Here is a 25,779-nt window from a genome sequence, read left to right on the forward strand (position 1 = left end):
CACGGCTGGCTGGACCACGCGGCACACCTCCGTCAGCAGGGACCGGGAGGTATGCCGCGTGGCCGGCTAGAGCGCGTCCGTGCCGTGCTCGCCGGTGCGGACGCGGATGACGTCGTCGACCGGGACGGTCCAGATCTTCCCGTCGCCGATCCGGCCGGTCTGGGCGGCCTTGAGGATGACGTCCGCGACCGAGCCGGCGTCCATGTCGTCGACGAGGACCTCGAGCCGCACCTTCGGCACGAAGTCGACCTGGTACTCGGCGCCGCGGTAGACCTCGCTGTGCCCGCGCTGGCGGCCGTAGCCGGAGGCCTCGCTGACGGTCATGCCGGAGATGCCATAGGACTCCAGGGCCTCCTTGACCTCGTCGAGCTGGTGCGGCTTGATGATGGCGGTGACGAGCTTCATGCCGAGGCTCCTTCGGTGGTCTTGGCAGGTCGGGCGGAGTGCGTCGAGACGGCCGAGCCGGTGCCGAACCGGCCGCCGGCGAACCCGCTGAGCTCGTAGGCCGACTCACCGTGCTCGGACTGGTCGATGCCGTCGGACTCGACGTCCTCACTGACCCTCCAGCCCATGGTGGCCTTGAGTGCCAGGCCGATCACGAGGGTGAGTATGCCGCTGACGAGCAGCGAGGCGACCGCGATGACGACCTGCACGACGAGCTGTCGTGGGCCGCCGCCGTAGAAGAGGCCGGTTGAGGTGGACAGCAGACCGGCGCCGACCGTGCCCCAGAGACCGGCGACGAGGTGCACGCCGACGACGTCGAGGCTGTCGTCGTAGCCGAGGCGGTACTTCAGGCCGACGGCGAGGGCGGCCAGGCCGCCGGCGACGGCGCCGAGGATGAGCGAGCCGACCGGCGACAGCGCCCCACAGGCCGGGGTGATCGCGACGAGTCCGGCGACGACACCGGAGGCGGCACCGATCGAGGTGGCGTGCCCGTCGCGGATCTTCTCCACGAGCAGCCAGCCGAGCATGGCGGCACAGGTCGCGGCGGTGGTGTTGAGCCACACGGTCGAGGCGAGGCCGTCGGCGGCCAGCTCGGAGCCGGCGTTGAACCCGAACCAGCCGAACCACAGCAGGCCCGCGCCGAGCATCACGATCGGCACGTTCTGCGGTCGCATGGCCGTGGTGCCGAAGCCGAGCCGCTTGCCGACCACGAGGGCCAGGACGAGACCGGCGATACCGGCGTTGATGTGGACGACCGTGCCACCGGCGAAGTCGATCGGGAGGACGTTGGCGACACCGTCGGTGGCGCCGAAGAGCTTGGCGGACAACCCGTTCTCCGACCCGGACAGGAGCCCGCCGCCCCACACCATGTGGGCGATCGGGAAGTAGACGACGGTCGCCCAGATCCCCGCGAAGACCAGCCAGGTCGAGAACTTCACGCGGTCGGCGACGGCGCCGCTGATGAGCGCCACGGTGATGACGGCGAAGGTCAGCTGGAAGCCGACGTAGATCGACTCGGGGATGAACACCTTCACGCCGAAGGGGTCGATCAGCCTGGTCGCGCCGTCCTCGAAGATCCCGCTCAGCCCGAACAGGTGGAACGGGTTGGCGATGATGCCGGCGAGGTCGGAGCCGCCGTCCTGGAGGTTGCCGAACGACATCGAGTAGCCCCACAGGATGTAGATGACTCCGACGACGCCGAGGGCGCCGAAGGACATCATGATCATGTTGAGGACGGACTTGGCCCGGGTCATGCCGCCGTAGAACAGCGCCAGCCCGGGGGTCATGAGCAGGACCATCGAGGCGGCGACGAGCATGAACGCCGTGGCCGCCTCGTTGATCGTCGGGGTGTCTGCCGCTGGCAGCAGTGCTGGAGTCATGCCCAGAACTGTGGCTGGGCTCCGTTTCGGGTCGTGTGGGTGTTTGTTACGTCCGTGTTAGCGGTGGCGTCCCCGCGTAAGAACTAGGTTTCGCCGTGCTCGGCCAGGCCGCCAGGGCCCGCGCCCACCTGGAACGAGCACAGGACCGGTGTGGTGTGCCGAGATGCGAACCTGGGTTGTCGATATTGCCAACCCAGGTTCGCATTCTCGCCAACCCCTTTGTCTTCCCGGGCTCCCGGCCGCTCAGAACGCGCAGACGGCAGCTCGGTCCCCTGGGCCTCCAGCCGCTCAGAACGCCGACACGACAGCCGGGCCCGCTGCGGGCGGCTCAGGGCCCGCACCACCGCCGTAGCGCCGTGCCGGTCCGCGGCCACCGAGGCAAGCAGCCCCACCACCGGCACCACCGCGGCCTCGGGGAACTCCGGCGTCCGCAGCCCGACGCTGCTCGCGAGGTCGTCGGCGTGCACGAGCATCTCCATCATGCGAGTGGTCAGCCAGTCGTCGGTCGTCAGCGACCAGCCCTGCCACGGGATGAAGACCGTGTCGGGGTCCCGCTGCGCGGCCAGCAGCTGCTCGAGGGCGCGGGTGCGCTCGGTCGCCTCCTCCAGCACGGCGTCGGGGCCGGCAGCGGCGGCCGTGTTGTCCTTGTCCAGCTGTTCCGGGTCGGCGCTGCCCGACCGCGACGCCGCGACCCAGGGCGCCTGCCGGTAGTGGTCGAGCAACGCGATCGGGTTGGCCTCCGGAGCCGCCGACAGCCCGCGGCGGTGTTGACCGCCTGGCCCAGCAGGTGGTGCGCCAGCCCGCCGACCGTCATCCCCGCGCAGGAGCTCTCGGTGTCCCAGGCTGCCCGCACCGCGTCGGACGCCGCGAGCTGCCGGCTGATGCGGACGGACTCGAGGAATGCCGTGCGGTGCGAGGTCAGCGACATGGCCACCATCCTCACGCGGTCACGGCACCAGCGCGAGGTAGCGCTCCCCCATCGAGGTGAGCTCGTCGTCGTCGAGCAGCTTCCCGACCTCGACGAGCGCGGAGGCGGGCTCGCGCAGCTGGTCGAGGTCGCCGGTCTCGACGAGCAGGTCGCACAGCATCACCTGCAGCCCCGGCGGCACCGGTCGCCCCGTGCGCGCGGCCGCGTCGATCGCGGCGCGCAGGATGGCTGCCGCCGACGCCGGGTCGCCGCCCTGCCACGCGAGCAGCGCCTGGATCTCGGCCAACGAGATCCGCAGCTCGACCGTCGGGTGCGCCTCCACGAGCGCGTGCGCCCGGGTGAGCGTGTCGCCGAGCCGCGCGTCACCCGTCGTCGTCATGGCCCGCGCGGCGATCACCGCAGCCTCCGCGGCCCAGCCCCCGTCCCCGGCCCGCTCGTAGAGGTGCGACGCACGCAGCAGCATCGACGCGGCCTCACCGTCGGGCACGACGTGCGCCAGCCCCATCAGCCCACCGGCCGCGTGGCCGTACTCCTCCAGCGCGAGCAGCTGCTCGACGTACCCCGCACCGGAGTCCAGGGCGGTCGCGTCACCCACCGCCACCTCGACCGGCACGAAGGCCAGCCGACAGCGCAGCTCCTCGACGGTGCTGCCCGATGCGGCAGCATGCGCGATCGCGTCGACCAGGACGTCGGCCGCCGCGGGCAGCCCCTCACCGAAGAGCACCTGCCCGAGCCGGCGGTCGAGGACCGCCCACGCACGGTGCTCCTCGTCGGTGTCCGCCTCGAGCACATCGCGCGCCATGGACCAGCCGTGGACGAGGTGGTCCATGCGGATCGGGTCGTGCGCGTCCGCGGCCGCCAGCAAGGCGTCGTGGTATGCCGTGACGTCGCCAGGCAGCTCGCGTCGCGCCTCCTCCAGGACGGCGGCGGGCAGCTGGTCCGCACCCGGGACCTCTTGCAGCCCAGTCGTTTCCGACAGCTGTGGGTCGGTCATGTACGTGCCTCCTCAGCCACCGGTGCCGCCCCGCGCGAACGCCAGCGCGCGAACCGCGCCCGCAGCCACGCGGCATACTCCTCCAGCGGGAGGAAGGCGAGCATCATCACGAGGTGCGGCCAGAACGCGATGGTGATGGCCGCGTAGGTCATGGCGTGGAAGACGAACCATGCGCCCACGACGCGGCGCCGCCACTTCTCCGAGAGGAAGAAGATGACCGGCGCGGTCAGCTCGGCGGTGAACAGCACCCACTGGAACCAGTGCAGCGTCCACGGCACCTCGAGCAGCCACTGCGCCCACGGCGTCCCGCGGCGCACGACGGCGCGCACCATCGTCGCCGAGTTGACCCAGTCCCAGCCGCCGAAGCGGACCTTCGCCCAGGCCGAGAGGAAGTACGTGGCGATGGCTGCCAGCTGCACCGCCCGCAACGCGAATCCCGCTGCCTCCGAACGCCTTCGGTCCGACAGGTGCGCGAGGCCGACCGTGGGCAGCAGGGCCATGGCGACGACGAAGTCGGCGCGGTCGTGGTCGACCTTGCCGTAGGCGAACGCGACGTACTGGTACCAGGTCCAGCCGATCGCGACCGCCCAGCCGAGCAGCCGCGGCGCACGTCCGGTGAGGGCTGCGAGCGCCGCCGCGACGGTGCCCCACTTGAGCACCTGGACGAGCAGCACGGACGCCGCCGGCAGGTGGAGCACCTTGCCCATGACCAGCGGCTCGTACCAGACCGGGTCGGCCCAGCCGTGGTACCAGCCGGAGGTGTGCAGCCCGAGGACGTCGATGACGACGAAGGCGAAGACGAGGATGCGCAACCACGCCACCCGGGCGAGCGGCATCGGCGTGAACAGCCAGTCGCGCAGGCGGCTCACGGCGCCCTCCACTCGGCGAGCACCTCGGTGCGCAGCTCGCCCGTGGGCTTGCGGTCGACGACCACGATGAGTCGCCGCACCACCCGCAGGGCGGTCCACTCTGGGGCGTCGGGACGCAGCTTGGCATGGCTGGCGGCGAGGGTGCCAAGGCGCGCGGGATCAGCCTCGATCTGCGGGATGCGGCCCTCGACCTCCGCGCGGTTGAGGCCCACGTTGGGGGGCGTGAGCGGTGCCGGGACCCATTCGCCCGGGGCGTCGGCTGTCTGGACCTCGATGCCGGTCGACCAGACCGACCCGGTCGCCGCCTGCGACGTCGAGTACATGCGCCACGGACTGAAGGGCCACCAGTGGTCGTTGCCGACGAGGGAGCCCAGGCAGAACATCACCGCGAGCACCACCACGACGCCGGTCCGCCACGCCTTCGCGGGCGCCCCGAGTCCCGCGACCTCGTCGGTCGCCTCCTCGGTCGCGTCGTCGCGCACCCCCACGGCCACGCGGACAGTATGCCGTGTGCGCGCGAGCGCGGTTCGTGCGCGGCACGATGGGTGCATGGGCGCGTGGTTCGCCGCGGACGGCTACAACATCGGGAGGCTGCTCGTGCAGCGCGGGCTGGCCGCGGTCTACCTCGTCGCGTTCCTCGTGGCGGCGAACCAGTTCCGCGCCCTGATCGGCTCGCGTGGGCTGACGCCGGTGCCGTCCTTCGTCGCACGGGTACCGTTCAAACGCTCGCCGAGCCTGTTCCACTGGCGCTACTCCGACCGGCTGTTCGCCGCCGTCGCGTGGTCGGGCGCCACCCTGGCAGCGCTCACCCTCGTCGGCGTCACCGCACGGCTGCCACTCGCGCTGACGATGCTCGTCTGGGCACTGATGTGGGCGGCATACCTCTCGATCGTCAACGTGGGGCAACGCTGGTACGGCTTCGGCTGGGAGTCGCTGCTGCTGGAGGTCGGCTTCCTCGCGATCTTCCTCGGCAACGCCGACACCGCTCCTCCGTGGCCGCTGCTGCTCGCGCTGCGGTGGGTGCTGTTCCGGCTCGAGTTCGGCGCCGGGCTGATCAAGTGGCGTGGCGACCCGTGCTGGCGCGACCTGACCTGCCTCTACTTCCACCACGAGACCCAGCCGATGCCCGGTCCGCTGTCGTGGTGGTTCCACCGGCTGCCCCGCCCCCTGCACCGGGTCGAGGTCGCGGCCAACCACGTGACCCAGCTGGTGCTGCCGTTCGGGTTGTTCCTGCCGCAGCCGGTCGCCGGCGCGTGCGCGGTGGTGATGGTCGTGACGCAGCTGTGGCTCGTGCTGTCGGGCAACTTCTCGTGGCTCAACTGGATGGCGATCGTCCTGGGCGTCTCGGCGATCCCCGACGGGTTCTGGGCGTGGCTGCGGATCGGGACGGGCGATGGGTATGCCGCGGCGTCCGCGGGCGGCGCCGGCCCCCTGTGGTGGGTGGTGCTGTGCTGGGTGGTGGTGGCGCTGGTGGCCGCGTTGAGCATCGGGCCGGTCCGCAACCTGGTGTCGAGCCACCAGGTGATGAACCGGTCGTTCGACCCGCTGCACCTCGTCAACACCTACGGCGCCTTCGGCTCGGTGACGCGCGACCGGCGCGAGGTGGTCATCGAGGGACGCGCTGGTGACGGTCCCTGGCTGGAGTACGAGTTCAAGGGCAAGCCCGGTTCGGTGCGAGGTCGACCGGGCCAGTTCGCGCCCTACCACCTGCGGCTCGACTGGCTGATGTGGTTCGTCGCGATCTCGCCCAGCTATGGCGAGCCGTGGCTCACGCGGCTGCTGCGCCAGCTGCTCGTCGGTGACCCCGCCACGCTGAAGCTGTTGCGGGACAACCCATTTCCCGACGGACCGCCGACCGAGGTGCGGGCGGTCCTCTACCGCTACCGGTTCACGACCCGCGACGAGCACCGTGCCACCGGCGACTGGTGGCACCGCGAGCGCATCCGCGACCTCGTGCCAGCCGTCACCCTCGCCGACGTCCCCGACTGGCGCTGAACCACACCACGCCCGCCAGGACGGCTCCGGCCACGCCACCGACCAACCACCAGGCGCGGCTGTCATCGCCCGACCCGGCCGCACTGTCTGACGCCGAGCTGGGGACCCCGCTGCTCACGGGCCCGGCGGTGGTGCTCGGGGTGCTCGGGGTCGTGACCTCCGGCACCGGCACCACGCGCACGTCCGACCGGGCGCCTTCGGTGCCGACGAGCAGCCGGTCACCACAGGGCCAGGCCACCAGCGTCTCCCCCTGCGGCATCAGGGGCAGCAGGCGAGATGCCTTGACCGCAAAGGTCTTCGGGTCGAGCAGCAGGGCCGAGGTGTAGGTCCGCGTCACCAGCCCCGAACCATCAGGCAGGTATGCCGCGTCCGTCACCACCGCCGGCGCGGCACCCACCTTGCGGAGCCGGTTGACGCCGGTGCGCGAGACCTCGGCCGGCACCTCGTACACCCCGCCGACGGAGTCCTTGGTGACGACGACGATGCGCCCTGTCCGTGGGTCGACCGCGAGCGCCTCGGCGTCGTGTGGCCCGTCCGGGTAGGTGAGTTCCCAGGAGGCCCAGTCCCCTTGTGTGTCACCGAGGTCCGGCTCGTCGAACCAGAAGATCCGCACCACTGCGCGAGACCGCCCGTTGTCGCCGATGTCGCCCACGAGCACCCGCCCGGACGGGGTGATCGCCAGCGCCTCGACGTCGCGGACCGGCGCGCCGAACCGGTGCACCCCGACCGTCCGGCCCGTCCGCGTGTCCACGGCGAAGATCCGCCCCGAGTCACCCGAGTCGTTGGCCGTCCAGACCACGCCCGGATGCCGCCTGCTCACCGCGAGCCCGGACGACTCGGTCACCCGGTCGTCGAGGATGCGGAAGTCCGACGGCACCGCGCAGGCAGGTGAGGTGGCCGCGAGGGAGGCACGCGGCATACCGACGACGACCGAGCCGGCCACGACGGCAGCCGCAGCCGCCGCGCCCAGCCAGCCACGCACGCTCAGCCGACGATCGCGTCGACGAACGCCTCGGGGTCGAAGGGGGCCAGGTCGTCCGGTCCCTCACCGAGACCGACGAGCTTGACCGGCACGCCGAGCTTGCGCTGCACCGAGACGACGATGCCGCCCTTGGCCGTGCCGTCGAGCTTGGTGAGGACGATGCCGGTGACGTCGACGACCTCGGCGAAGACCTCGGCCTGGCGCAGGCCGTTCTGGCCGGTGGTCGCGTCGAGGACGAGCAGCACCTCGTCGATCGGGCTCTGCTTCTCGATGACGCGCTTGACCTTGCCGAGCTCGTCCATGAGCCCGACCTTGTTGTGCAGGCGGCCGGCGGTGTCGACGAGCACGACGTCGGCCTCGAGCTCGGTGCCCGCCTTGACGGCGTCGAACGCCACGGCGGCCGGGTCGGCGCCGTCCCGGTCCGACCGGATGGTCGGCACACCGACCCGCGCGCCCCACGTCTCGAGCTGGTCGGCGGCGGCCGCGCGGAACGTGTCGGCCGCGCCCAGCACGACGTCCTTGTCCTCGGCGACGAGCACGCGCGCCAGCTTGCCGACGGTGGTGGTCTTGCCGGTGCCGTTGACGCCGACGACCATCACCACGGCCGGGCGGCCGTCGACCCGGGAGTCGGCGATCGAGCGGTCCATGGTCGGGTCGACCAGCTTGAGCAGGTCCTCGCGCAGCCAGCCGCGGACCGTGGCCTCGTCGGTGGTGCCGTCGACCTTGACCTGCTGGCGCAGGCTGTCGACGAGCTCGGTCGTGGCCTCCACGCCGAGGTCGCTGGCGATGAGGGTGTCCTCGACCTCCTCCCACGCCTCCTCGTCGAGGTGTCCGCGCGAGAGCAGGGCGAGCAGTCCCTGGCCGAGGCTGGAGTTGGAGCGGGCGAGCCGGGCACGCAGCCGCTGGAGGCGACCCTTGGCCTCGGCCGGGCGCTCGATCGTCGGCGTCTCGGGCTCAGGGGGTGCGGGCGTCTCGTAGCCGGGCGCGGGGAGGGTGTCGACGGAGCCGGCGTCCTCGATGGGGCGCTTGGGAGCATCACGGGGAGGCTCCGCGTCGTCGCCGACACCGGGCAGGACATCGCCGTCCCGTCCCGGCGCCTGCGGGGGCGCCTCCTTGGTGCGCCCACCCCGTCCGCGCATGAGGCCGACGACGGCCCCGCCCAGGACGACGAGCAGGCCGACGGCGACGGCAATCCATTCCCAGAGCTCGTTGATCACGCGCGCCATCCTCTCATCGCGGCTGCGCCCGCACCCCCGGTGGGGAGTGCGGGCGCAGCGATCAGTGCGTCACCGAAGCGAGGGTCACTGCGGTGCGGCGATGCTCCACATGCCTCGGCCGTGGGTGGCGGCGTAGAGGTTGCCGTCAGGGGCGACCTCGAGGTCCATCACCACGGTCGTCGGCAGACCGGTCCCGAGCACCTGCCACTGGGTCGCACCGGGCGCCCGGTAGAAGGTGGCCAGGTCGGTGCCGAGTGCCAGGCCGCCGCCCGCGAGCTGCTTGATGCTGCTCGCCGGGACGTCGGGCAGGTTGGCGCTGACGTCGGTCCAGGTGGCCCCGCCGTCGCGGGTCTCGTAGACGTGGCCGACGCCCGCCCCGGGACCCTCGGTGAACCGGCGTGAGAAGCCGTTGATCGCGGCATACGCGTGGTTGCCGTTGGCCGGGTCCACGGTGAGACCCTGCACGAACCGGTTCGGGAACGAGTCAGCCAGCGTCAGCTGGTGCCACGTGCCTCCCGCGTTGGTGGCGATGCCACGCTTGAAGCCGGCGTTGTTGCAGGGGCCACACCACGAGACGTATGCCGTGCCGCCCTGCATCGTGACCGCCGTCGCCGAGTGGCCGGCACCGAGGTCGAACGCCTTCTTCAGCGCCGAGCTGTCGCGGGCCTGCCACACGTTGTCGGCCGTCCACACGTACTGGCCACCGAAGATCGCGGCGTCCGGGTTGGCGCCGTCGAGCCCGAGCGGGGCGATGAACCGTGCGCCGGGGTCGCCCGGGTCGAGCGACCACGACGTGGCCGTGGCCTCGCTCGTGGCACCCGGGTTGGTGGCGCAGTTGTTGGTCACCTTGACCGCGAGGTAGACGTACTCCTGCAGCTGGTTGCAGCCGTTGCGCGGGTCGGCCGCGCTGTCGCCGCCGTCACCGCCGAAGTGCGAACCCATCTCGGTGTCGCCGTTGGTGGCGTCCGGGTTGACCTTGCGCAGGTTGGACGCACCGTTGTCCTGCAGGCCACCGGAGACGACCACACCGGTCCCACTCGGGTCCTTGCCGACCGAGCTCGAGTAGTACTGCAGCGCGTCGAGGGTGCCGTCGGCGCTCATCGACTGCAGGTCGGTGGCGTTGTGGTTGGCGTTCTCCTTGCCGTTGACCGGGCGCCGGTAGACGCCACCGTCGTTGCCGAAGAACACCACCGGTGCGCCGCCGGCGGTGCCGACCGCGACCGAGTGCTGGTCGGGGTGTCCGGCCAGCGGGCAGCTGTTGGAGGCGTCGCTGATGCTCCAGCACGGGAAGTTGAAGTTCCAGTACGGCGAGACGGCCGCCCAGTGCGAACCGGCGTCCTTGGTCTCGAAGACCTCCTCAAGACCCGCCCAGACGTGGTCACGGTTGGCCGGGTCGACCTGGAGGAACTGGTTGTACCAGGCCTGCACGCCGACGCCGTAGCCCTTCTTGTCCAGCGCCGAGCCGCTGTTGTGCAGCTGCTGCTGGCTGGCGATCTGGTTCCACGGGCCGAGCGGCGAGCCGGTCTTGGAGACAAAGATGCCCGCCAGCGACGACGACGCGTTGATCTTGCTGGGCTGCTGCACCATGGCGTAGAGCCGGTCACCGGTCTTGCTGAACGCGAACGTCGTGTAGCCGACGTCGGTCGTGTTGGTGATGCTGCCGAGGACGACGTTCAGCTTGTGCCAGCTGCTCGGGCCCTGGGTGTAGTCGTTCGTCTCGTAGAACCCGTTGTAGGTGTCACCCGAGCGCCACCCGATGGCGGCGACCACGTGCTTGGGGTTCTTGGGGTCGACGGCGATGTCGTTGACGATGTTCTTGTATGCCGCGTTGGTCGGCCCCGACGACGTGTTGCCGGTCCAGTTCGCCCCGGCCGGCACGAGCACGCGGCCCGCGTCGTCCTTGATCTCCGGCATCCACGACATGTTCGGCGCGAACGCGAAGGTCCAGGCGCCGGCCTTGGTGCCCTGCGCGTGGTACCAGATGCCGCGGTTGGTGGCGACGAAGACGTTGGAGCCGCCGTAGCGGACGCGGCCGATCGTCGTCGACTCGAGCTCCTTGCCGCCGACGCGGTCGGTCGGGGCGAAGCTGCCCGTCGCCGGGTTCGCGAGGCGGTAGACGCCGGCGCCGACGTAGGACGTGCCGCCGGTGTTGGCCTCACCGGTGGAGAACCACAGCGACCCGTCGCCCGCGAGCTGGAGGTCACCCGCAGACAGCGAGGGGAGCTGGTCGGCGATCGGGGTCCACTGGCCACCACCCTGGGAGGAGCGCCACACGCCACCGTCGGCGCCCGCGGCATACACATGGTTGGCGTTGTCGGCCGCCAGGCCGGTGACGCGACCGGTCACGCGACCGGCGCCACCGGAGCTGTTGGAGTACCAGTCGCGGTAGCGCGGGTCGTCGGCGTTGTAGGGCACCTTGGTGACCTCACGCCAGGTGCCGGCGCTGCGCGGCATCGACGAGAGCTGGGTGAAGGCGTTGCCGTACGCGCCCGGCGCGACGATGCCGGGGGCGGTGCGCGCCTGGGCGAACTCCTCGGCGAGCGTGGCCGCTTCCTTGGACTCGTTCTGCGCTTCGGCGGGGTTGCCGCCGGCGATCATCAGCTGCTTCTCCATGACGGAGGCGTTGTAGTGGCGGTCGCGCCACTGGTACTTCAGCCAGGCTTCGTTGAGCTCGTGGCGCCCGGCGAAGCCGGCGGTACCGGCGGCGACGAGGGCCACACCGGCGCCGGCGGCTATCAGCCGTCGGGCGCGCAGGGAGGTGCGGGCCATGGTTTGACTCCTGAAGGGGGGACGACGGACCCGTGCGGGTCCGCGCCAACCTTGCCGCGCGGGCACGGAAACGACCCATGACAAAAGTCACGGGTCGTGGCAGAAAATGCGGGTTGACCTGCACAGACGCGACAAGCCGGGTATGCCGTGACGTAGGCCGGCGTGTGCGTCAGGTGTCGTCGTGCCTGCTGGCTGCGCGCCTGCGTTCGGCTGGCGGAGGAGTGCTGCGGTTCAGAGGCCGAGCACCCGCGCCAGCTTGTTCGCGGCCGCGGTGACCAGCCGTGCCTCGTCGGCGATGTGGCCGGACACCAACCTGGACTCCCCCACGAGGGACAGGGCGGCGCGGGGCACACCCGTGTGGTCGCTCACCGCCGCGGCGACTGTGGTCATCCCGTGGACGGTCTCCTGGTCGTTCACCGCGTATCCGCGGCGTCGAATGTCGACGAGCGCGCGGTCGAAGTCGACACTGCTGCGGATCGACGACGGGGTGAACGAGCGGAATCCCTGGACACGGCACGCGGCAGCCACAGCCGGGTCGAAGGCTGCGATCACCTTGCCGGATCCTGTGGTGTGCGCGGGAAAACGCAAGCCGACCTGCCCCAGCTGGTGTGCGGCCGCGCCGCTCGACAACCGTGCGAGGTAGACGACCTCGCCACCGTCGGGCACCGCGAGATGCACCGTTTGCCCGGTGCGACGACGCAGGTCCTCGAGCAGCGGCATGGCCAGTCGACGGACCTTGGAGCGGGCGGCTGCCGCTTGCCCGAGCTCGTAGAGCCGCATCCCCAGGCGGTACCGGCCGGTCTCCTCGTCCCGTTCGACGAACCCGCGATCGCCCATGGTGGTGAGCATTCGGTGTGCGCTGCTCTTGGACACACCCAACTGGCGCGCGACCTGGGAGACGCCGAGGCTCTCTGCGTCGGCGAAGCAGTCGAGCAGGTCCAGCGACGTCGCCAGTGACTGGAGCCCACCATGAGGTGCGCCCCGGTCGGCGACGCCACCCGCCGTGAGCTGAGGATCAGACATGCGCCCTCCTGGACTGGCCACCGCCACGCGCGAGGCGCTCGTCACGATGGTACGGGTTTGGCGGACTCGCCGCCTCAGTTCCCATCACCGCTTGAGAAGCGGGCTCCGCACCCCGGTTCCCGCGGCCTTGGCGGCTTCGTCCAAGAAGTCCTCGCGGTAGATGTCCCGAGGGAAGAGTCGTTTACCCATCAGGACCCGCATCGCGGCCTCGACCATCGCGGGCGGTCCACACAGGTAGCCGACGTGACCGCTCAGGGTCGGCTTGTCGCGGTCCAGGACGTCCAGGACCGTGCCCGCGAGGTAGCCCTCGCGGTCCTCCTCGGACAGGCACGGTCGGTACACGAACCGGTCCGGGTGCCTCTCCGCGAGTGCCGTGAAGAACTCCTGGTCGTAGAGGTGGTCCACGGTCCTCGCCCCCTGGTAGAGCGTGATCGTCCGATCGCAGTCCCCTTCCAGCACATGGCGAATCATGGACTTCATCGGCGCGAGGCCCGTCCCTCCCGCGATGAGTACCGCGGGCTCCTCACGTTCCTCGCGCAGGAAGAAGTTCCCGTACGGACCAGCCAGGTTCACCCGGTCCCCCTCGGCGAGGGTCGCGAAGATCCAACCGTCGGAGGCGAGCCCGCCGGGCGTCCGGCGGATGTGCAGCTCGATGCTGTTGCGCTGCGACGGGGGGCTGGCAATCGAGTAGGTGCGGACCACGTCCTTGCCCGGAACGGTGACCTGGACGTACTGACCGGGGTTGAAGTCGATCTCCTGGTCCAGCTCCAGCACCAGCCTGCGGGTGTCGACTGCCACGTCCTCGAGCACCGTCACCGTGCCGACGAAGTCCCGGACGGGGTGGAAGACCACTCCCTCTTCCGCGTCCACGTCGCCCTCGATCGTCACGTCGGAACGCGGCATGGCGCAGCACAGCAGTGCCTTGCCCTCGTCACGCTCGAAGTCCAGCAGGGCGAACGAGGATGCGGCACCGTGGTCGACGTCGCCGTCCAGCACCTCCGCCTTGCAGGTGCCGCAGGTCCCGTGCGTGCACGAGTGGGGTAGCCAGACGCCGGCCCGGAGGCACGCCTCCAGGATCGGCTGGTCCTCGGCGCACTCGACCTCCTTTCCCAGTGGTTCGACCGTGACTCGGTAGGTGCCTGCCACGACAGTCACCCCTCTCAGGTGAGGACGGACGTGAAGCGTTCGCTCAGCTCACGGCCGATGTAGAAGATGCCGGTGCCGAGCTGGTCCACGGTCCACGTCTTGGTCGGGGTGTCCGGGAAGACGGCGTAGCCGCCGGAGAAGACCTCGTTCCGGTTGCCGGCCGGGTCGAAGAAGTAGACGGTCTCCCCACGGGTGATCCCGTGCTGGGTCGGCCCCACGTCCACCGGGACGTCGTCCATGGTGAAGATCGCGCCGGCGTTCTTGATCGCGTACCAGTCACTCAGCTCGTACGCGAAGTGGTGCAGCTTGCCGTTCGGACCCTTGATGAAAGCGATGTCGTGCGGAGTGGTGGTGCACGACATCCAGGAGCCGAGCAGGCCGCCACCGTCGAGGTCCTCCACGACGCGTTCCGCGGCCCGGAAGTCCAGCACCTCGCTGAAGAACCGCTCGAGGGTGTCCGGGTCCTCGGCGGTCACCAGGCAGTGGTCGATCCGCGGCACACCGACTCCCACGAGGTGGCGCGGGAAGGGTGCCGGGTTGACCAGGCCCACCTCGCTGCCGAGGTACTCCGCCTCGTTGTAGAGCTCGAGCACGTGCTCCGACGGAAGCACGATCCGCACCCCGTCGCCGATGCCGACGTTGTCACCCCTGCTCATCCGCTCGGTCAGGCACCCGAACTGTTGTGCCCGTCGCTCGAACAGGTCGAGGTCGTCGGACGTGGCGACCTTGTAGCCCATCTTCACCAGGCCGACGCCGCCCTCCTCGACCACCACGGAGTGATGGTCGAACTCGTCCCATGCCTTGAAGTAGACACGGTCCGCTTCGGTGTGGACGGCCTTCATCCCGAGGGTGTCGCCGTAGTGCCTCCGTGCATCGTCCAGATCAGTCACGCGTGTGTGCACGTAACCCAGTCGCATCACTCCCATGGTCTTTTCCTTTCGTTCCGCAGGACTTGTTTCTTGGTGGTGGATTCGAACCGCGCAGTCAGGTAGGGGTTGAGCCGGCGAAGCCGCTCGTTGCGAAGCTCGATGGTGAGGTCGCCGTCGGGTACGGCCCGGCAGCTGAGGCAGGTGCCGGCCGCCCGCTCGTCGGGTGGGAGCACTTGGTCGCTGACCGTGGCCGCCGTGTACGAAACGGACCCCTGGCGAAGGTCGACCTTGCAGATGCCGCAGCCGCCACGCGTGCAGCCGGTCCGGTATCCGAAGCCCGACCGGGAGAGGGCGTCGAGCACTGTCTCACCGGGTCGGGAGTCGACGGTGACGTCGTCGGGGAGCACGCGGATGGCGGCCATGTCAGGCCTCGAAGGTCAGCAGGCTCTTGTGGCCGACGCCGAGGTCCGCGAGGGTCGCGGTGTCCTCGGGTGTGATGGCCGAGCCGTCCAGGGTCCAGCCGCGCAACCCTTGCGGGTCCAGCTCCGGGTCACTGGAGACCCACGGCGTGACGATGTCGGTCAGGAACGCGGCGAAGGTCATCGCCGGTGGAACACGGTGGGTGGACGGTGCCGCGAACAGGCGGTTCCCGCGAAGGCCGACGTGCACGAGGATGTCGTCGCCGTACAGCTCCTGGCGGCTCCGTGAGGGGTACTTGTACTCGGGGTAGAGCGCAGTCACGGGCATGGTCAGCTCCTCACCGGTTCGTCGGAATGCCACTGTTGCCAGTCGATCTGGTCGGCCGAGCCGACGTACTCCCCCGAGTCCCCGTCCTGGAAGCCGTACCAGGCGAGCACCTCCGGCAGCGTCGGGCCGCCGCAGGAGCCCTGGAGGATCTGGTGGACGGGCAGCCACGCCTGGACGTACTTCTCGGGTTCGTCGGCGAAGATGCGCGCACAGCCGTCGGAGCAGAAGTGGTAGCGCTCGCCCTCGAACACCGTGTCGCGGACCGCCACGACCTCGGGGTCGTCGACCTCGGTGAACAGCATGGGCAGCTGGCAGACCTGGCACAGCTGCGGCAGACCAGTGTTGAAGAAGCGACCGCCGTCGGCCTCGATCTTCGCGGCCTTCTCCCACAGCGGGCGGTAGTACTTGTCGAACGTGTCCGGGTACTGCGCGGACAGCCAGTCCAGGTGCTCGGCGTCGGGGATGGTCGTGGTGAACCCGGCGGCGTAGCTGTACTGGTAGAGCGTCCAGTAGGCCTGGTGGGAGTAGTGCTCCTTCTCCGCGATGGCCACGGCCACGTCAGCCGGCGGACGGATCCCGTAGAACTCCAGGTCCTTGAACAGGCCCTCCAGCATCTGCTCCTCGAAGTAGAGCTCGAAGGACTCCTTCCAGCTCATGACCTTCTTGGGCAGCATGTAGTCGAGCATCGCCGCGATCAACGAGACGAGCCGGTACCCGCGCCAGAACCACTTGTCGATCCACTTCTGGATGATCGGCACGTTCGCCTCGTCCTGTTCGAGCAGGAACTTGATCGCCTCCAGACCGAGCGTCATGTGGCGGCTCTCATCGCTTTGCGCCGAGAAGCCGAACGTCATCGTGGGCACGTCGCCGTTGAAGCTGGCTCCGCTCATGAACGGCACGAACAGCAGGTTCGTGAGGAGGTACTCGAACGAGAAGCTGACGGCGATCAGGTACTCGAACGGGCCCGACGCCATGGCGTCCTCGATGAACGACTTGGGCACCGAGAGGTACCAGACCCGGTCGAACTGCTTGGGCCAGCTGTGGAACCCGCCGTAGTACTTGTTGTATGCCGACAGCGTGTGCGCCTCGGTCTGGGTGTGGCGCAGCTCGTCGACCGACTGGCAGAGCGCGGCAAACCGCGGCCCCGGACCGTTGTAGTGCCGAGCGAGGAACGAGAAGTGTCGGTTCGCGGCATACTCGATCGGAGTGACGCCCTGGATGAACAGCTTCATCGCGTTGATGTATGACGCATCCGACAGGCTCAGGTGCCCCTGCCCCTGCGCAAAGCTGTCGATCACGGCATACAGCCGCTTGTCCTTCTCCGCCTGGTACTTGTAGTAGGAGTCGACGGTGAGCCGGAAGGGGTCCTCCCAGGCGGCCCAGTCGTTCACCTTGATTCCCTCGAACCGGGTGTACGGGAACAGCTTCTCCTCGTCCACGTAGCTCGGCGTCCAGTCGAGGTCACGCGTCAGCGCCGCATAGCGCTGTTTCATGCTGAGCTTTCTGGCCACGGCCTGAGTCCTTTCTGCGAATGGCAACGATGAGTCAGTGGTCCCACTTGATGACGATCTCGTCGTCTTCCCACGTGGAGATGTGACCGAAGTAGGAGACGATGGCCAGCTGGAACTCGGGTGTCTCCCACTCGCGTCCCAGGTGGGTCTCGACGGTCTCTCGGCGGATGGTCATGCACGACGGGACCTGCACCCGGACCAGGCCGGGCATGCGCGTCACCTGGGCGCCGTCGTTGTCTGCCACGATGGCCTGCACCAGCCGCAGGTTCTCCTCGTTCGCGTCCTGCAGGTCGACACCGACGTTGCGAACTCGGGTGTCGCTCATGACGAGACCTCCTCGGTCTGGGTGCCCGGGAGGCCGAGCGCCGTGAAGCGCTCCCGGATGTCAGCGACCTCGGCTGCACCGGCCTCCTGGGCGCCGGCGTCCCCGCCGAGCAGCTGGTCGATCGACTCCAGCAGGGGCGCGGTCGCGGACTGTGCCCGGGGCAGCCACTCGTCGAGCCAGCGGCCCAGGACCGTCACGTTGGCCGCACCGTGCTCCGGGTCGGTCGCCCACGCCTGGTAGAGCGCGTCGAGCCACTTGCGTTGGTCGGCGTACCAGGCGATCAGGTGCTGGGTGACCAGGCTGTACGGCGCGGCCCCGCCGATGATCGCGGCGTCATCGAGTCGTCGGTAGAGGACGGGGTAGAGGATCTGGTCGACCAGGTCTTGCCCCATGACTCCGACCGCCCAGTCCCCGTCGGCCATCAGCTCCTCGACCAGCCGGCGCAGCGGCTGCAGCCGTGGGTCGTCCACCCAGAACGACTTCGCGGCCGTGAGCGCCTCGTCGGTGCCGTCTGCGACTGAGATCCCGACCCGGCTGAGCATCTGCGCCAGACCCGATCCGGTCGTAGGCGGCATACGACAGGCACTGGGCGATCGGAGTGCCCCAGGCGAACCTCGCGCCGTTCACGGTGATGAGCTGCGCACCGGACTCCGCGTGCCGCAACGGCACGACGATCTCGCGCAGCACCGTCGACCACGGCTCGGGCAGGCGACCGAACATCTGGCGCTGGTCGATGTAGTCGAGCGCCTTGCCGAAGGCCTCGTGCAGGTTGGCCCGGGCGGTCACGTAGGGCGCGTAGTAGTACTGGCGCGGGTCGACGAAGCCCTCGGGGTCGCTCAGCCGCAGCGCCGTGAAGGCGGGGTCGTAGATCTGGCGGGTCGCATCCCACTGCGGCCGGTAGTGGAAGTTCTCGGTCGGCTGGATCGCGACCGTTCCTTCCTGGTACCGGGTGGCCGGCACGTCGCCGAAGCGCTCGATGAGCGCCTGAAAGGTCTGGCGTCGCGGGGTAATCGTGTTCTGACGCAATTCGTATTGCACGAGATCCTCCTTCGGTCGAGCACCACTGTGGGCGCCGTCTCACGCGATCGCGGAACGGTGTTCCCGAGGGCGGAACGGAGATTTCGCCGGCCCCGGGCGTCGGCGCACAGTGGGGCGCACACAGTGATGGCGTGTCGAGATTGGGATGAAGATGACCGAATTCATGGATCGCATCGAGGACGCGGTGCGTGCCGGCGGAAGTGTCCCGGCCGTGCGTGTCGTGGAGTCCGACTACCTCAGCACCGGCCAGGGCGCCCACGAGCAGGTCGAGAACCGGGCCTATGCCGAGCAGCTGGTGTGCGAGGCGAACGCAGTGCTGTCCGCCGCCGGCCGGCCGGTCCTGGAGCTGGAGGACCACAGCGGCAGCCTCGACCAGGTCTTCGACGTCCGGGTCGGCGAGCACTGGGCTCGCTTTGCCACCCGCTTCGATCACGGCCGGTCGATCGGTGAGCTCCTGGGCAGCTCGCTCCCGCTCGACCCGACCGCGACCCGGCACAAGCTGATGGACGCCGAGGCGTTGGAGGACTTCATCGTCGGGCTGGTCGCCGGCAGCGGCGACGTCGCAGCGACGAACACAACGGGAGCCCGCTCATGAGCGCCGAAGCCGAAACCACGACAGCGAATCCGGAGGTCGGCGACACCGTCGACGTCGCCGGCATCGCGACGAACTACCACGACTACGGCACCGGCACCCCGGTCCTGCTGATCCACGGATCCGGGCCCGGCGTCACGGCCTGGGCCAACTGGCGCCTCGTGCTGCCCGAGCTCAGCACGTCGGTGCGTGCCATCGCACCGGACATCGTGGGCTTCGGTTACACCGAGGCGCCGGACGGCTTCGACTACTCGCTCGACGCGTGGCTCAACCACCTCATCGGGTTCCTCGATGCGCTCGGGCTGGACCGGGTGTCCATCGTCGGCAACAGCTTCGGTGGGGGCCTCGCAATGCACCTCGCGGCGCGGGCCCCCGAGCGGGTGGACCGCCTGGTGTTGATGGGCAGTGTCGGCGTCGACTTTCCCCTCACCGCTGGTCTGGACGCGGTCTGGGGCTACGAGCCATCGGTCCCCGCGATGCGCAGGCTGCTCGACATCTTCGCCTACGACAAGTCGATCGCGACCGACGAGCTGGCGCAGCTGCGCTACCGGGCGTCGGTTCGGCCAGGAGCGCAGGAGTCGTTCTCGGCGATGTTCCCCGCCCCCCGACAGGAAGGCATCGGCCGACTCGCGCTCCCCGAGGAGCAGATCCGCGCCATCGGCACTCCCACGCTCGTCGTGCACGGAAGGGACGACGAAGTCATCCCCGTGACGAACAGCATCCGCATCAACGAGCTGATCGACGACTCGCAGCTGCACGTGTTCGGGCGGTGCGGACACTGGGTGCAGATCGAGCAGACGGCGCGGTTCGTCCGCCTGGTCGAAGACTTCCTCACCGAACCTCGGGACGCACGATGACCACCGGCGCATTCGAGGCCCTGGCGGCGGTGCTGGAGACGGCCGAGCGCAACCACGAGCCCGTGCCACCCATCCGCACGATGATCGGCGAAGACCTGTCCATGGCCTACGCGGTCCAACAGGTCCTGGCCAGGCGACGAGAGGCCAGGGGCGGCGTGGTGGTGGGCCGGAAGGTCGGGCTCACGTCAACGGCCGTACAGCAGCAGCTCGGCGTCGACCAGCCCGACTACGGCGTGCTCTTCGCCGACATGGACGTCTCGGGCAGGCGCACCGTGCCGTTCGGGCGCCTGATCGCCCCCAAGGTGGAGGCCGAAGTCGCCTTCGTGCTGAAGTCGGACCTGGATGCCGGCGACCTCGACTACGCACAGGCGAGGGCCGCGATCGACTACGCAGCCCCGGCCCTGGAGATCGTGGACAGCCGGATCGCCGACTGGGACATCAGCATCTACGACACCGTCGCCGACAACGGTTCCAGTGGACTCTTCGTGTTGGGCGAGTCACGGCGCAGTCTCGAGAACTTCACCCCGGCCGACGTGCGGATGTCGATGTACGACGGCAACCGCCTTGTGTCCCAAGGCAATGGGGCGGCATGTCTGGGTGACCCCATCAACGCACTCGTCTGGCTGGCACGCACGGCACGCGATGTCGGCGACCCGCTCCGAGCCGGGCAGATCGTGCTGTCAGGGGCGCTCGGCCCGATGGTGCCGGTCACTCCCGGCATGACGATCCGCGCGGACATCGAGCCACTCGGATCAGTAGCTGTGTCGTTTGCGAGCGAGGGAGAGAGATGAACAAGGCCAAGGTTGCCATCATCGGTTCCGGCAACATCGGGACCGACCTGATGTTCAAGGTGTTGCGCACCACCACCGCGCTCGAGATGGGCGCCATGGTCGGCATCGACCCGCAGTCCGACGGGCTGGCACGAGCTGCGCGCCTCGGCATCCCCACCACCCACGAGGGCGTCGAGGGGCTGATCGCGATGCCTGGCTTCGACGAGATCGAGGTGGTCTTCGACGCCACCTCGGCCAAGGCTCACGTCGCGAACGCGAAGGCTCTGGCGCCCCACGGAAAGCGCCTCGTGGACCTCACACCCGCGGCCCTCGGCCCCTACGTCGTGCCAGCGGTCAACGGCACCCAGCACGCCGGCGCCCCCAACGTGAACATGGTGACCTGTGGCGGCCAGGCGACGATCCCCATGGTCGCGGCGGTGTCGCGCGTGGTCGACGTGCCGTATGCCGAGATCGTCGCCTCCATCGCGTCCAAGTCCGCCGGTCCCGGCACGCGTGCCAACATCGACGAGTTCACCGAGACCACCTCGGCCGCCATCGAGCAGGTTGGGGGTGCACGGCGTGGCAAGGCCGTCATCATCCTCAATCCCGCCGATCCGCCGATGATCATGCGCGACACGGTGTACTGCCTCGTGGCCACCGCGGACCCGGCGCAGCTGGAGGAGATCAGGACCTCCGTCGGGGAGATGGCCGCAAGGGTGCAGCAGTACGTCCCCGGCTACCGCGTGAAGCAGGAGGTCCAGTTCACGTCGGTCGGAAGCGACGAGCCGGTTCACACACTCGTGGGTGTCGGCGCCGGACCGGTCCGCACCCGCGTGGCCATCTACCTGGAGGTCGAGGGCGCCGCCCACTACCTGCCCGCCTATGCAGGCAATCTCGACATCATGACCTCGGCGGCGATCCGCGCCGCGGAGAGCATGGACGCCCGGCAGCCGGTGGGTGCGTGATGGGCGGCCCACTGTACGTCCAGGACGTGACCCTCCGGGACGGCATGCACGCGCTCCGGCACCGAGTCGACCCTGCGGACGTCGGCACGATCGTCGCTGCGCTCGACGCAGCAGGTGTGTCGGCGATCGAGGTCGCGCATGGCGACGGGCTCGCCGGTGGCTCGGTCAACTACGGACCCGGCAGCCACACGGACGCCGAGTGGATCGAGGCAGCGGCTGCCAACATCCGCAATGCCGTCCTGACCACCTTGCTGCTGCCCGGCATCGGGACCATCGAGGACCTCAAAGAGGCCCACCGGCTGGGTGTGCGCTCGGTTCGGGTGGCCACCCACTGCACCGAGGCGGACGTGTCGGCGCAGCACATCGCGACCGCTCGCGAGCTGGACATGGACGTGTCCGGCTTCCTCATGCTCAGCCACATGGCCGAGCCGGCCGCGCTGGCCGCCCAGGCGAAGCTCATGGAGTCCTACGGCGCGCACTGCGTCTACGTCACCGACTCCGGTGGCCGACTCACCATGGACGGGGTCCGCGACAGGGTGCGCGCCTATCGCGACGTCCTGGACGACGCCACGCAGATCGGCATCCATGCCCACGAGAACCTGTCGCTGTCGGTTGCCAACAGCGTCGTTGCGGTGGAGGAAGGCGTCACGCGCGTCGATGCCGCCCTTGCGGGTCAGGGTGCCGGGGCGGGCAACTGCCCGCTGGAGGCGTTCGTGGCCGTCGCCGACCTGCTCGGCTGGGACCATGGCTGCGACCTGTTCGCCCTGCAGGACGCGGCCGACGACTTGGTGCGGCCCCTGCGGGATCGGCCCGTCCAGGTGGACCGCGAGACGCTGACGCTCGGGTATGCCGGGGTCTACTCCTCGTTCCTGCGACATGCGGAGGCTGTGGGCGAGCGGTATGGCATCGACGCCAGGGCCTTGCTGATGGAAGCCGGCAAGCGGCGGTTGGTCGGCGGCCAGGAGGACATGCTCACCGACATTGCTTTGGACGCCGTGCGCGCGCCGGCCGCCGTCGACTGACATGCGTGGCCCGACGGCCCGGCGGTCCAACGGGCCGTCGGGCCACGGGTGCTGAGCCGATGGGCGCGTTAGCATGCGGCGTGGTCGCCGCCGTCCTGCCTGCGTGCGAAGTGTGCGCATGAACGACTACGTCGTCTTCTTCGACAGCGGCCGCGACCCCGACCCGCAGCTCCTCGGCGGCAAGTGCGCCTCCCTCGTCTCGTCGACAACGGCGGGTATGCCGGTCCCACCCGGCTTCGCCGTGACCACGAGGGCTTTCGACGACTTCATGGACGGCACCGGGCTGCGGGCGCAGATCAAGGCCCAGCTCGCCGAGATCGACGCAGCTGACCTGACGCGCATCGACGCCGTCTGCACCTCCATTCGCGAGTCGATCGAGTCCCGTGACGTCCCCGCCGACCTGCAGCGCGTCCTCCGGGCGGGTTACGACGAGCTGATGGCCCGCTGCCACGGGGACGTGCCGGTTGCGGTGCGGTCGTCTGCCACGGCCGAGGACCTGCCGGGCGCGAGCTTCGCCGGGCAGCACGACACCTATCTCTGGCTGACCCGCTACGACACCGTGCAGCAACACCTGCGCCGCTGCTGGGCGTCGCTCTACTCCAGCCGGGCTGTCACCTACCGGCTCACGAACGGCATCGCCGAGGACGACCTGTCGATGGCAGTGGCCGTGCAGAAGATGGTCAACGCCCGGATCGCGGGCGTGGCGATGACCGTGGACCCAGCCAACGGCGACCGTTCCAAGATCGTCGTCGAAGCCTCGTGGGGCCTCGGGGAGCTGGTCGTGTCGGGCCAGGTGACCCCCGACAACATGCTCCTGGACAAGGTGATGCTCACCGTCGTGCGGGAGACGGTCGGTGACAAGCGCGCCGAGCTCGTGCCCGACCCCGCGTCGAGGTCACTCATCGAGCGTGAGGTGGGGCCCGAACGTCGATCGGTCCGATGCCTCACCGACGACGAGCTGATGGCGGTCGCCACCCTGGCCAAGAGGGCCGAGCAGCACCACGGCTGTGCGCAAGACATCGAGTTCGCCTTCGACGCCGACCTGCCTGCGGGCTCTGACCTGCTGCTCCTGCAGTCACGTCCCGAGACCGTCCACTCGTCCGGACCCAAGGCGGGCGAAAGGACTCAGAACCCCATTCCTGCCCTGAAGTCCTTCCCCAGACCCTCGGAGCTGACGGTCCCCCCGGGCGCCGAAGGCTGGGACGAGCTGTACCCCTACCACCTGCTCTTCGCGAACTCCCCCGGCAGCGAGGAGAAGTTCTGGTTCTGCGACAGGTACCACTGGCCGACGGCGTTCAAACCGTTCGAGACCGGCGTCGCGGAGTTCGCCCTCAAGTGCCTGGGGCAGTACAACACCCGTCACCTGCTGGTCCCGCCGGCCAACGGCATCGAGTTCAAGATCCACCTCGGCTACCTCTACATGAGTCCCGTGCCCGTCCCCGAGGACGAGATCACTTCACGCGTACCCGAGTTCGAGAGGCGGTCCGGGCACTACTACCGCAACTGGGAGGACCTGCTGGACCGGTGGCGCGGCAAGGTGCGTTCGACGATCGCCGAGATGGAGCGGCTGAGCTTCGCGCCACTACCGGAGATGATGCCGTTCGACGACATCGTCTCCGGCAAGGCGACGGACGGGTCCGAAGTCCTCCTGGAGAACTACGACCGGCTGATCCAGCTGACCTACCAGAACTGGCAGTACCACTTCGAGTTCCTCAACCTCGACTACCTCGCCTACCTCGACTTGTTCACCTTCGCCAAGGATGCCTTCCCGGACATTCCCGAGCAGGCCGTCGCCAAGATGGTGCAGGGAGTCGACATGGAGCTCTTCCGACCGGATGACGAGCTGAAACGCTTGGCGCTCATGGCGGTCGAGTCCGAGCTCCAGTCCGCCTTCACCGACACTGACGACGTCGACGGGACGCTCCAGGCCATCCGCGACGCCGGCGGCGAAGAGTGGCTCGCGGCTTACGAGGCCGCCCAGGACCCGTGGTTCAACTTCACGGTCGGCAACGGCTTCTACGGCCATGACAAGTACTGGCTGGAGCACCAGGAGATCCCGTTGGCCTACATCAAGGACTACATCCGCCGGGTGGACGAGGGGCAGCAGATCCAACGTCCCCTCGACCAGCTGACGGCCGAGCGAGACCGCATCATCGCGGAGTACCGCGCACTGCTGGACGCGGATCAGACCGCGGAGTTCGACGCCAAGCTCGCCCTGGCCACCACCGCCTACCCGTACGTCGAGAACCACAACTTCTACATCGAGCACTGGACCATGGGCGTCTTCTGGCGCAAGGTGCGGGAGCTGTCCCGCCTCTTCGTGGCGGCGGGGTTCTGGCAGGACGAGGGGGACCTGCTCTACCTGGACCGTGGGGAGGTGCGCGACGCCATCTTCGACCTGGTGGCGGGGTGGGCCGTCGGCGCGCCGGCGAGCGGCCCGACCTATTGGCCGACGGAGATCGAGCGACGCAGGAGGATCTTCGAGGCGTTGGACGCCCGACGTCCGCAGCCTGCGCTCAACACCCCGCCGGAACAGATCACCGAGCCGTTGACGCAGATGCTCTGGGGCATCACCCCCGAACAGGTCCGGCAGTGGCTCGCTGACGACCGCGACGACCTCGCCATCACGGGCCTGGCTGCCTCCCCGGGGGTCGTCGAGGCGCGGGCGCGAGTGGTCCACCACGCCGACCAGCTGAGCGAGGTGCAGGACGGTGAGGTCCTCGTCACCACCTACACCGCGCCGTCGTGGGGTCCGATCTTCGGCAGGATCACGGCGACCGTCACGGACATCGGCGGCATGATGAGCCACGCAGCCATCGTCTGCCGCGAGTACGGCCTCCCGGCCGTCACCGGCACGGGTGACGGGTCCACGACGATCCGGACCGGACAGCTGATCCGGGTGGATGGCAACACCGGCCGGGTCGAGGTCCTGGAGAACTGACGACCGGCCCCGAGATTGCCGCGCGGCCAGCGCAGACGTGAGGGACCAGGTATGCCGCGGGCTGGCGTCCGCGGGCGCTCAGCCGGCGCGGTGGCGGCCGGCGTCGCCGGCGCTGCTGTCGGACCCGACGGACCCGACGGTGTCGGACACCTTGTCCTTGGCGGTGGACAGGGCGTCACCGGTCCGGCCGATGGCCGACTCGGTCTTCTCCTTGGCCAGCGTCATGAGCTCCTCGCCCTGCGGGGTGAGGATGTCGCGGCCCTCACGGCGGGCGGGGATGGCCACCAGCGCAACGACGGCAACAGCCAGCGCGATGCAGATGAGCATGCCGATGATGAGCGCGACCATGGCACTAGGGTGCCTTGCGCAGGGCGTTTGCCCAAATCGGGCGCGCCG

25 protein-coding genes and 1 pseudogene are annotated in these 25,779 nt (G+C 69.4%); 7 read left to right on the forward strand and 19 right to left on the reverse strand.

The features are described 5' to 3' along the window. Positions 1-66: 66 nt before the first annotated feature. From HJG52_RS06160 to HJG52_RS06185, 6 genes are all read right to left on the reverse strand, one after another. A complete protein-coding gene (locus tag HJG52_RS06160; protein WP_171242592.1) occupies positions 67-405 on the reverse strand; it encodes a P-II family nitrogen regulator in 339 nt (112 codons plus the stop codon). Further along, a complete protein-coding gene (locus HJG52_RS06165) occupies positions 402-1,823 on the reverse strand; it encodes an ammonium transporter (RefSeq protein WP_171242593.1) in 1,422 nt (473 codons plus the stop codon). The genes HJG52_RS06160 and HJG52_RS06165 overlap by 4 nt, the downstream gene beginning before the upstream one ends. Before the next feature lie 83 nt (positions 1,824-1,906). Further along, positions 1,907-2,545 (reverse strand): maleylpyruvate isomerase N-terminal domain-containing protein, encoded by a 639-nt coding sequence (locus HJG52_RS06170; protein WP_171242594.1) that lies wholly within the window; start codon positions 2,543-2,545, stop codon positions 1,907-1,909. 225 nt (positions 2,546-2,770) lie between these two features. Beyond that, positions 2,771-3,745, reverse strand: a complete 975-nt coding sequence (locus HJG52_RS06175; RefSeq protein ID WP_171242595.1) for a hypothetical protein — start codon at positions 3,743-3,745, stop codon at positions 2,771-2,773. After that, the gene (locus HJG52_RS06180; RefSeq protein ID WP_171242596.1) at positions 3,742-4,614 is read right to left on the reverse strand and encodes an MFS transporter permease; all 873 of its coding nucleotides are present in this window, start codon (positions 4,612-4,614) and stop codon (positions 3,742-3,744) included. The genes HJG52_RS06175 and HJG52_RS06180 overlap by 4 nt, the downstream gene beginning before the upstream one ends. Next, entirely contained in the window at positions 4,611-5,108 is a 498-nt protein-coding gene (locus HJG52_RS06185; RefSeq protein ID WP_171242597.1) for a hypothetical protein, read from the reverse strand. Before HJG52_RS06185 ends, HJG52_RS06180 begins: the two co-directional genes overlap by 4 nt. A gap of 55 nt (positions 5,109-5,163) precedes the next feature. Here HJG52_RS06185 and HJG52_RS06190 point away from each other — a divergent pair, with 55 nt between their 5' ends. Next, positions 5,164-6,609 carry a lipase maturation factor family protein gene (locus tag HJG52_RS06190; RefSeq protein WP_171242598.1) on the forward strand — a complete coding sequence of 482 codons (1,446 nt, stop codon included), beginning with the start codon at positions 5,164-5,166 and terminating at the stop codon, positions 6,607-6,609. On the opposite strand, the gene HJG52_RS06195 is transcribed toward HJG52_RS06190, so the two are convergent. The 12 genes and pseudogenes from HJG52_RS06195 to HJG52_RS20650 all read right to left on the reverse strand — a co-directional run. After that, positions 6,578-7,591, reverse strand: a complete 1,014-nt coding sequence (locus tag HJG52_RS06195; RefSeq protein ID WP_171242599.1) for a WD40 repeat domain-containing protein — start codon at positions 7,589-7,591, stop codon at positions 6,578-6,580. The genes HJG52_RS06190 and HJG52_RS06195 overlap by 32 nt on opposite strands. 2 nt (positions 7,592-7,593) lie before the next feature. Then, positions 7,594-8,817, reverse strand: a complete 1,224-nt coding sequence (ftsY, locus tag HJG52_RS06200; RefSeq protein ID WP_171242600.1) for a signal recognition particle-docking protein FtsY — start codon at positions 8,815-8,817, stop codon at positions 7,594-7,596. Between the two features lie 75 nt (positions 8,818-8,892). Then, complete coding sequence (locus HJG52_RS06205) at positions 8,893-11,577, reverse strand: WD40/YVTN/BNR-like repeat-containing protein (RefSeq protein WP_171242601.1); 2,685 nt, start codon at positions 11,575-11,577, stop codon at positions 8,893-8,895. A gap of 231 nt (positions 11,578-11,808) precedes the next feature. Next, entirely contained in the window at positions 11,809-12,600 is a 792-nt protein-coding gene (locus tag HJG52_RS06210) for an IclR family transcriptional regulator (protein WP_171242602.1), read from the reverse strand. An 84-nt stretch (positions 12,601-12,684) separates the two neighbouring features. Next, the gene (locus HJG52_RS06215; RefSeq protein WP_171242603.1) at positions 12,685-13,746 is read right to left on the reverse strand and encodes a 2Fe-2S iron-sulfur cluster-binding protein; all 1,062 of its coding nucleotides are present in this window, start codon (positions 13,744-13,746) and stop codon (positions 12,685-12,687) included. 14 nt (positions 13,747-13,760) lie between these two features. After that, complete coding sequence (locus HJG52_RS06220; protein ID WP_346767595.1) at positions 13,761-14,636, reverse strand: catechol 2,3-dioxygenase; 876 nt, start codon at positions 14,634-14,636, stop codon at positions 13,761-13,763. A 26-nt stretch (positions 14,637-14,662) separates the two neighbouring features. Beyond that, positions 14,663-15,037 carry a 2Fe-2S iron-sulfur cluster-binding protein gene (locus HJG52_RS06225; protein ID WP_171242605.1) on the reverse strand — a complete coding sequence of 125 codons (375 nt, stop codon included), beginning with the start codon at positions 15,035-15,037 and terminating at the stop codon, positions 14,663-14,665. Position 15,038: 1 nt separating this feature from the next. Then, entirely contained in the window at positions 15,039-15,362 is a 324-nt protein-coding gene (locus HJG52_RS06230) for a phenol hydroxylase subunit P4 (protein ID WP_171242606.1), read from the reverse strand. Between the two features lie 2 nt (positions 15,363-15,364). Beyond that, a complete protein-coding gene (locus HJG52_RS06235; protein ID WP_171242607.1) occupies positions 15,365-16,855 on the reverse strand; it encodes a YHS domain-containing protein in 1,491 nt (496 codons plus the stop codon). 52 nt (positions 16,856-16,907) lie between these two features. After that, positions 16,908-17,198, reverse strand: a complete 291-nt coding sequence (locus tag HJG52_RS06240; protein WP_171242608.1) for an MmoB/DmpM family protein — start codon at positions 17,196-17,198, stop codon at positions 16,908-16,910. After that, positions 17,195-17,773, reverse strand: a complete 579-nt coding sequence (locus HJG52_RS20355) for a ferritin family protein (protein WP_346767596.1) — start codon at positions 17,771-17,773, stop codon at positions 17,195-17,197. Before HJG52_RS20355 ends, HJG52_RS06240 begins: the two co-directional genes overlap by 4 nt. After that, positions 17,760-18,236 (reverse strand): annotated as a pseudogene (locus HJG52_RS20650) (ferritin family protein); the annotation flags it as partial. The pseudogene HJG52_RS20650 and the gene HJG52_RS20355, both read right to left, overlap by 14 nt. A gap of 163 nt (positions 18,237-18,399) precedes the next feature. On the opposite strand from HJG52_RS20650, the gene HJG52_RS06250 reads away from it, so the two are divergent. The 6 genes from HJG52_RS06250 (at position 18,400) to HJG52_RS06280 (ending at position 25,383) form a co-directional block, all read left to right on the forward strand. Further along, the gene (locus HJG52_RS06250) at positions 18,400-18,831 is read left to right on the forward strand and encodes a hypothetical protein (RefSeq protein ID WP_171242609.1); all 432 of its coding nucleotides are present in this window, start codon (positions 18,400-18,402) and stop codon (positions 18,829-18,831) included. After that, complete coding sequence (locus HJG52_RS06255; RefSeq protein WP_171242610.1) at positions 18,828-19,685, forward strand: alpha/beta fold hydrolase; 858 nt, start codon at positions 18,828-18,830, stop codon at positions 19,683-19,685. Before HJG52_RS06250 ends, HJG52_RS06255 begins: the two co-directional genes overlap by 4 nt. Further along, positions 19,682-20,476, forward strand: coding sequence for a 2-keto-4-pentenoate hydratase (locus HJG52_RS06260; RefSeq protein ID WP_206069938.1), 795 nt, complete (start codon positions 19,682-19,684; stop codon positions 20,474-20,476). The genes HJG52_RS06255 and HJG52_RS06260 overlap by 4 nt, the downstream gene beginning before the upstream one ends. After that, a complete protein-coding gene (locus HJG52_RS06265; protein ID WP_171242611.1) occupies positions 20,473-21,420 on the forward strand; it encodes an acetaldehyde dehydrogenase (acetylating) in 948 nt (315 codons plus the stop codon). Before HJG52_RS06260 ends, HJG52_RS06265 begins: the two co-directional genes overlap by 4 nt. Beyond that, positions 21,420-22,442, forward strand: a complete 1,023-nt coding sequence (gene dmpG, locus HJG52_RS06270; protein ID WP_171242612.1) for a 4-hydroxy-2-oxovalerate aldolase — start codon at positions 21,420-21,422, stop codon at positions 22,440-22,442. Before HJG52_RS06265 ends, dmpG begins: the two co-directional genes overlap by 1 nt. A 118-nt stretch (positions 22,443-22,560) precedes the next feature. After that, entirely contained in the window at positions 22,561-25,383 is a 2,823-nt protein-coding gene (locus tag HJG52_RS06280) for a PEP/pyruvate-binding domain-containing protein (RefSeq protein ID WP_240977183.1), read from the forward strand. Positions 25,384-25,461: 78 nt separating this feature from the next. On the opposite strand, the gene HJG52_RS06285 is transcribed toward HJG52_RS06280, so the two are convergent. Then, a complete protein-coding gene (locus HJG52_RS06285) occupies positions 25,462-25,731 on the reverse strand; it encodes a hypothetical protein (RefSeq protein ID WP_171241549.1) in 270 nt (89 codons plus the stop codon). Positions 25,732-25,779: the final 48 nt, after the last annotated feature.

It is taken from the genome of Knoellia koreensis (genome assembly GCF_013041615.1).
Lineage (GTDB): Bacteria > Actinomycetota > Actinomycetes > Actinomycetales > Dermatophilaceae > Pedococcus > Pedococcus koreensis.

Coding starts and splice junctions, on each gene's coding strand:
- HJG52_RS06160 (WP_171242592.1), bottom strand. CDS start 405: ATGAAGCTCGTCACCGCCATCATCAAGCCGCACCAGCTCGACGAGGTC.
- HJG52_RS06165 (WP_171242593.1), bottom strand. CDS start 1,823: ATGACTCCAGCACTGCTGCCAGCGGCAGACACCCCGACGATCAACGAG.
- HJG52_RS06175 (WP_171242595.1), bottom strand. CDS start 3,745: ATGACCGACCCACAGCTGTCGGAAACGACTGGGCTGCAAGAGGTCCCG.
- HJG52_RS06190 (WP_171242598.1), top strand. CDS start 5,164: ATGGGCGCGTGGTTCGCCGCGGACGGCTACAACATCGGGAGGCTGCTC.
- ftsY (WP_171242600.1), bottom strand. CDS start 8,817: ATGGCGCGCGTGATCAACGAGCTCTGGGAATGGATTGCCGTCGCCGTC.
- HJG52_RS06205 (WP_171242601.1), bottom strand. CDS start 11,577: ATGGCCCGCACCTCCCTGCGCGCCCGACGGCTGATAGCCGCCGGCGCC.
- HJG52_RS06210 (WP_171242602.1), bottom strand. CDS start 12,600: ATGTCTGATCCTCAGCTCACGGCGGGTGGCGTCGCCGACCGGGGCGCA.
- HJG52_RS06225 (WP_171242605.1), bottom strand. CDS start 15,037: ATGGCCGCCATCCGCGTGCTCCCCGACGACGTCACCGTCGACTCCCGA.
- HJG52_RS06230 (WP_171242606.1), bottom strand. CDS start 15,362: ATGCCCGTGACTGCGCTCTACCCCGAGTACAAGTACCCCTCACGGAGC.
- HJG52_RS06235 (WP_171242607.1), bottom strand. CDS start 16,855: ATGAAACAGCGCTATGCGGCGCTGACGCGTGACCTCGACTGGACGCCG.
- HJG52_RS06240 (WP_171242608.1), bottom strand. CDS start 17,198: ATGAGCGACACCCGAGTTCGCAACGTCGGTGTCGACCTGCAGGACGCG.
- HJG52_RS20355 (WP_346767596.1), bottom strand. CDS start 17,773: ATGCCGCCTACGACCGGATCGGGTCTGGCGCAGATGCTCAGCCGGGTC.
- HJG52_RS06250 (WP_171242609.1), top strand. CDS start 18,400: ATGGATCGCATCGAGGACGCGGTGCGTGCCGGCGGAAGTGTCCCGGCC.
- HJG52_RS06255 (WP_171242610.1), top strand. CDS start 18,828: ATGAGCGCCGAAGCCGAAACCACGACAGCGAATCCGGAGGTCGGCGAC.
- HJG52_RS06260 (WP_206069938.1), top strand. CDS start 19,682: ATGACCACCGGCGCATTCGAGGCCCTGGCGGCGGTGCTGGAGACGGCC.
- HJG52_RS06265 (WP_171242611.1), top strand. CDS start 20,473: ATGAACAAGGCCAAGGTTGCCATCATCGGTTCCGGCAACATCGGGACC.
- dmpG (WP_171242612.1), top strand. CDS start 21,420: ATGGGCGGCCCACTGTACGTCCAGGACGTGACCCTCCGGGACGGCATG.
- HJG52_RS06280 (WP_240977183.1), top strand. CDS start 22,561: ATGAACGACTACGTCGTCTTCTTCGACAGCGGCCGCGACCCCGACCCG.
- HJG52_RS06285 (WP_171241549.1), bottom strand. CDS start 25,731: ATGGTCGCGCTCATCATCGGCATGCTCATCTGCATCGCGCTGGCTGTT.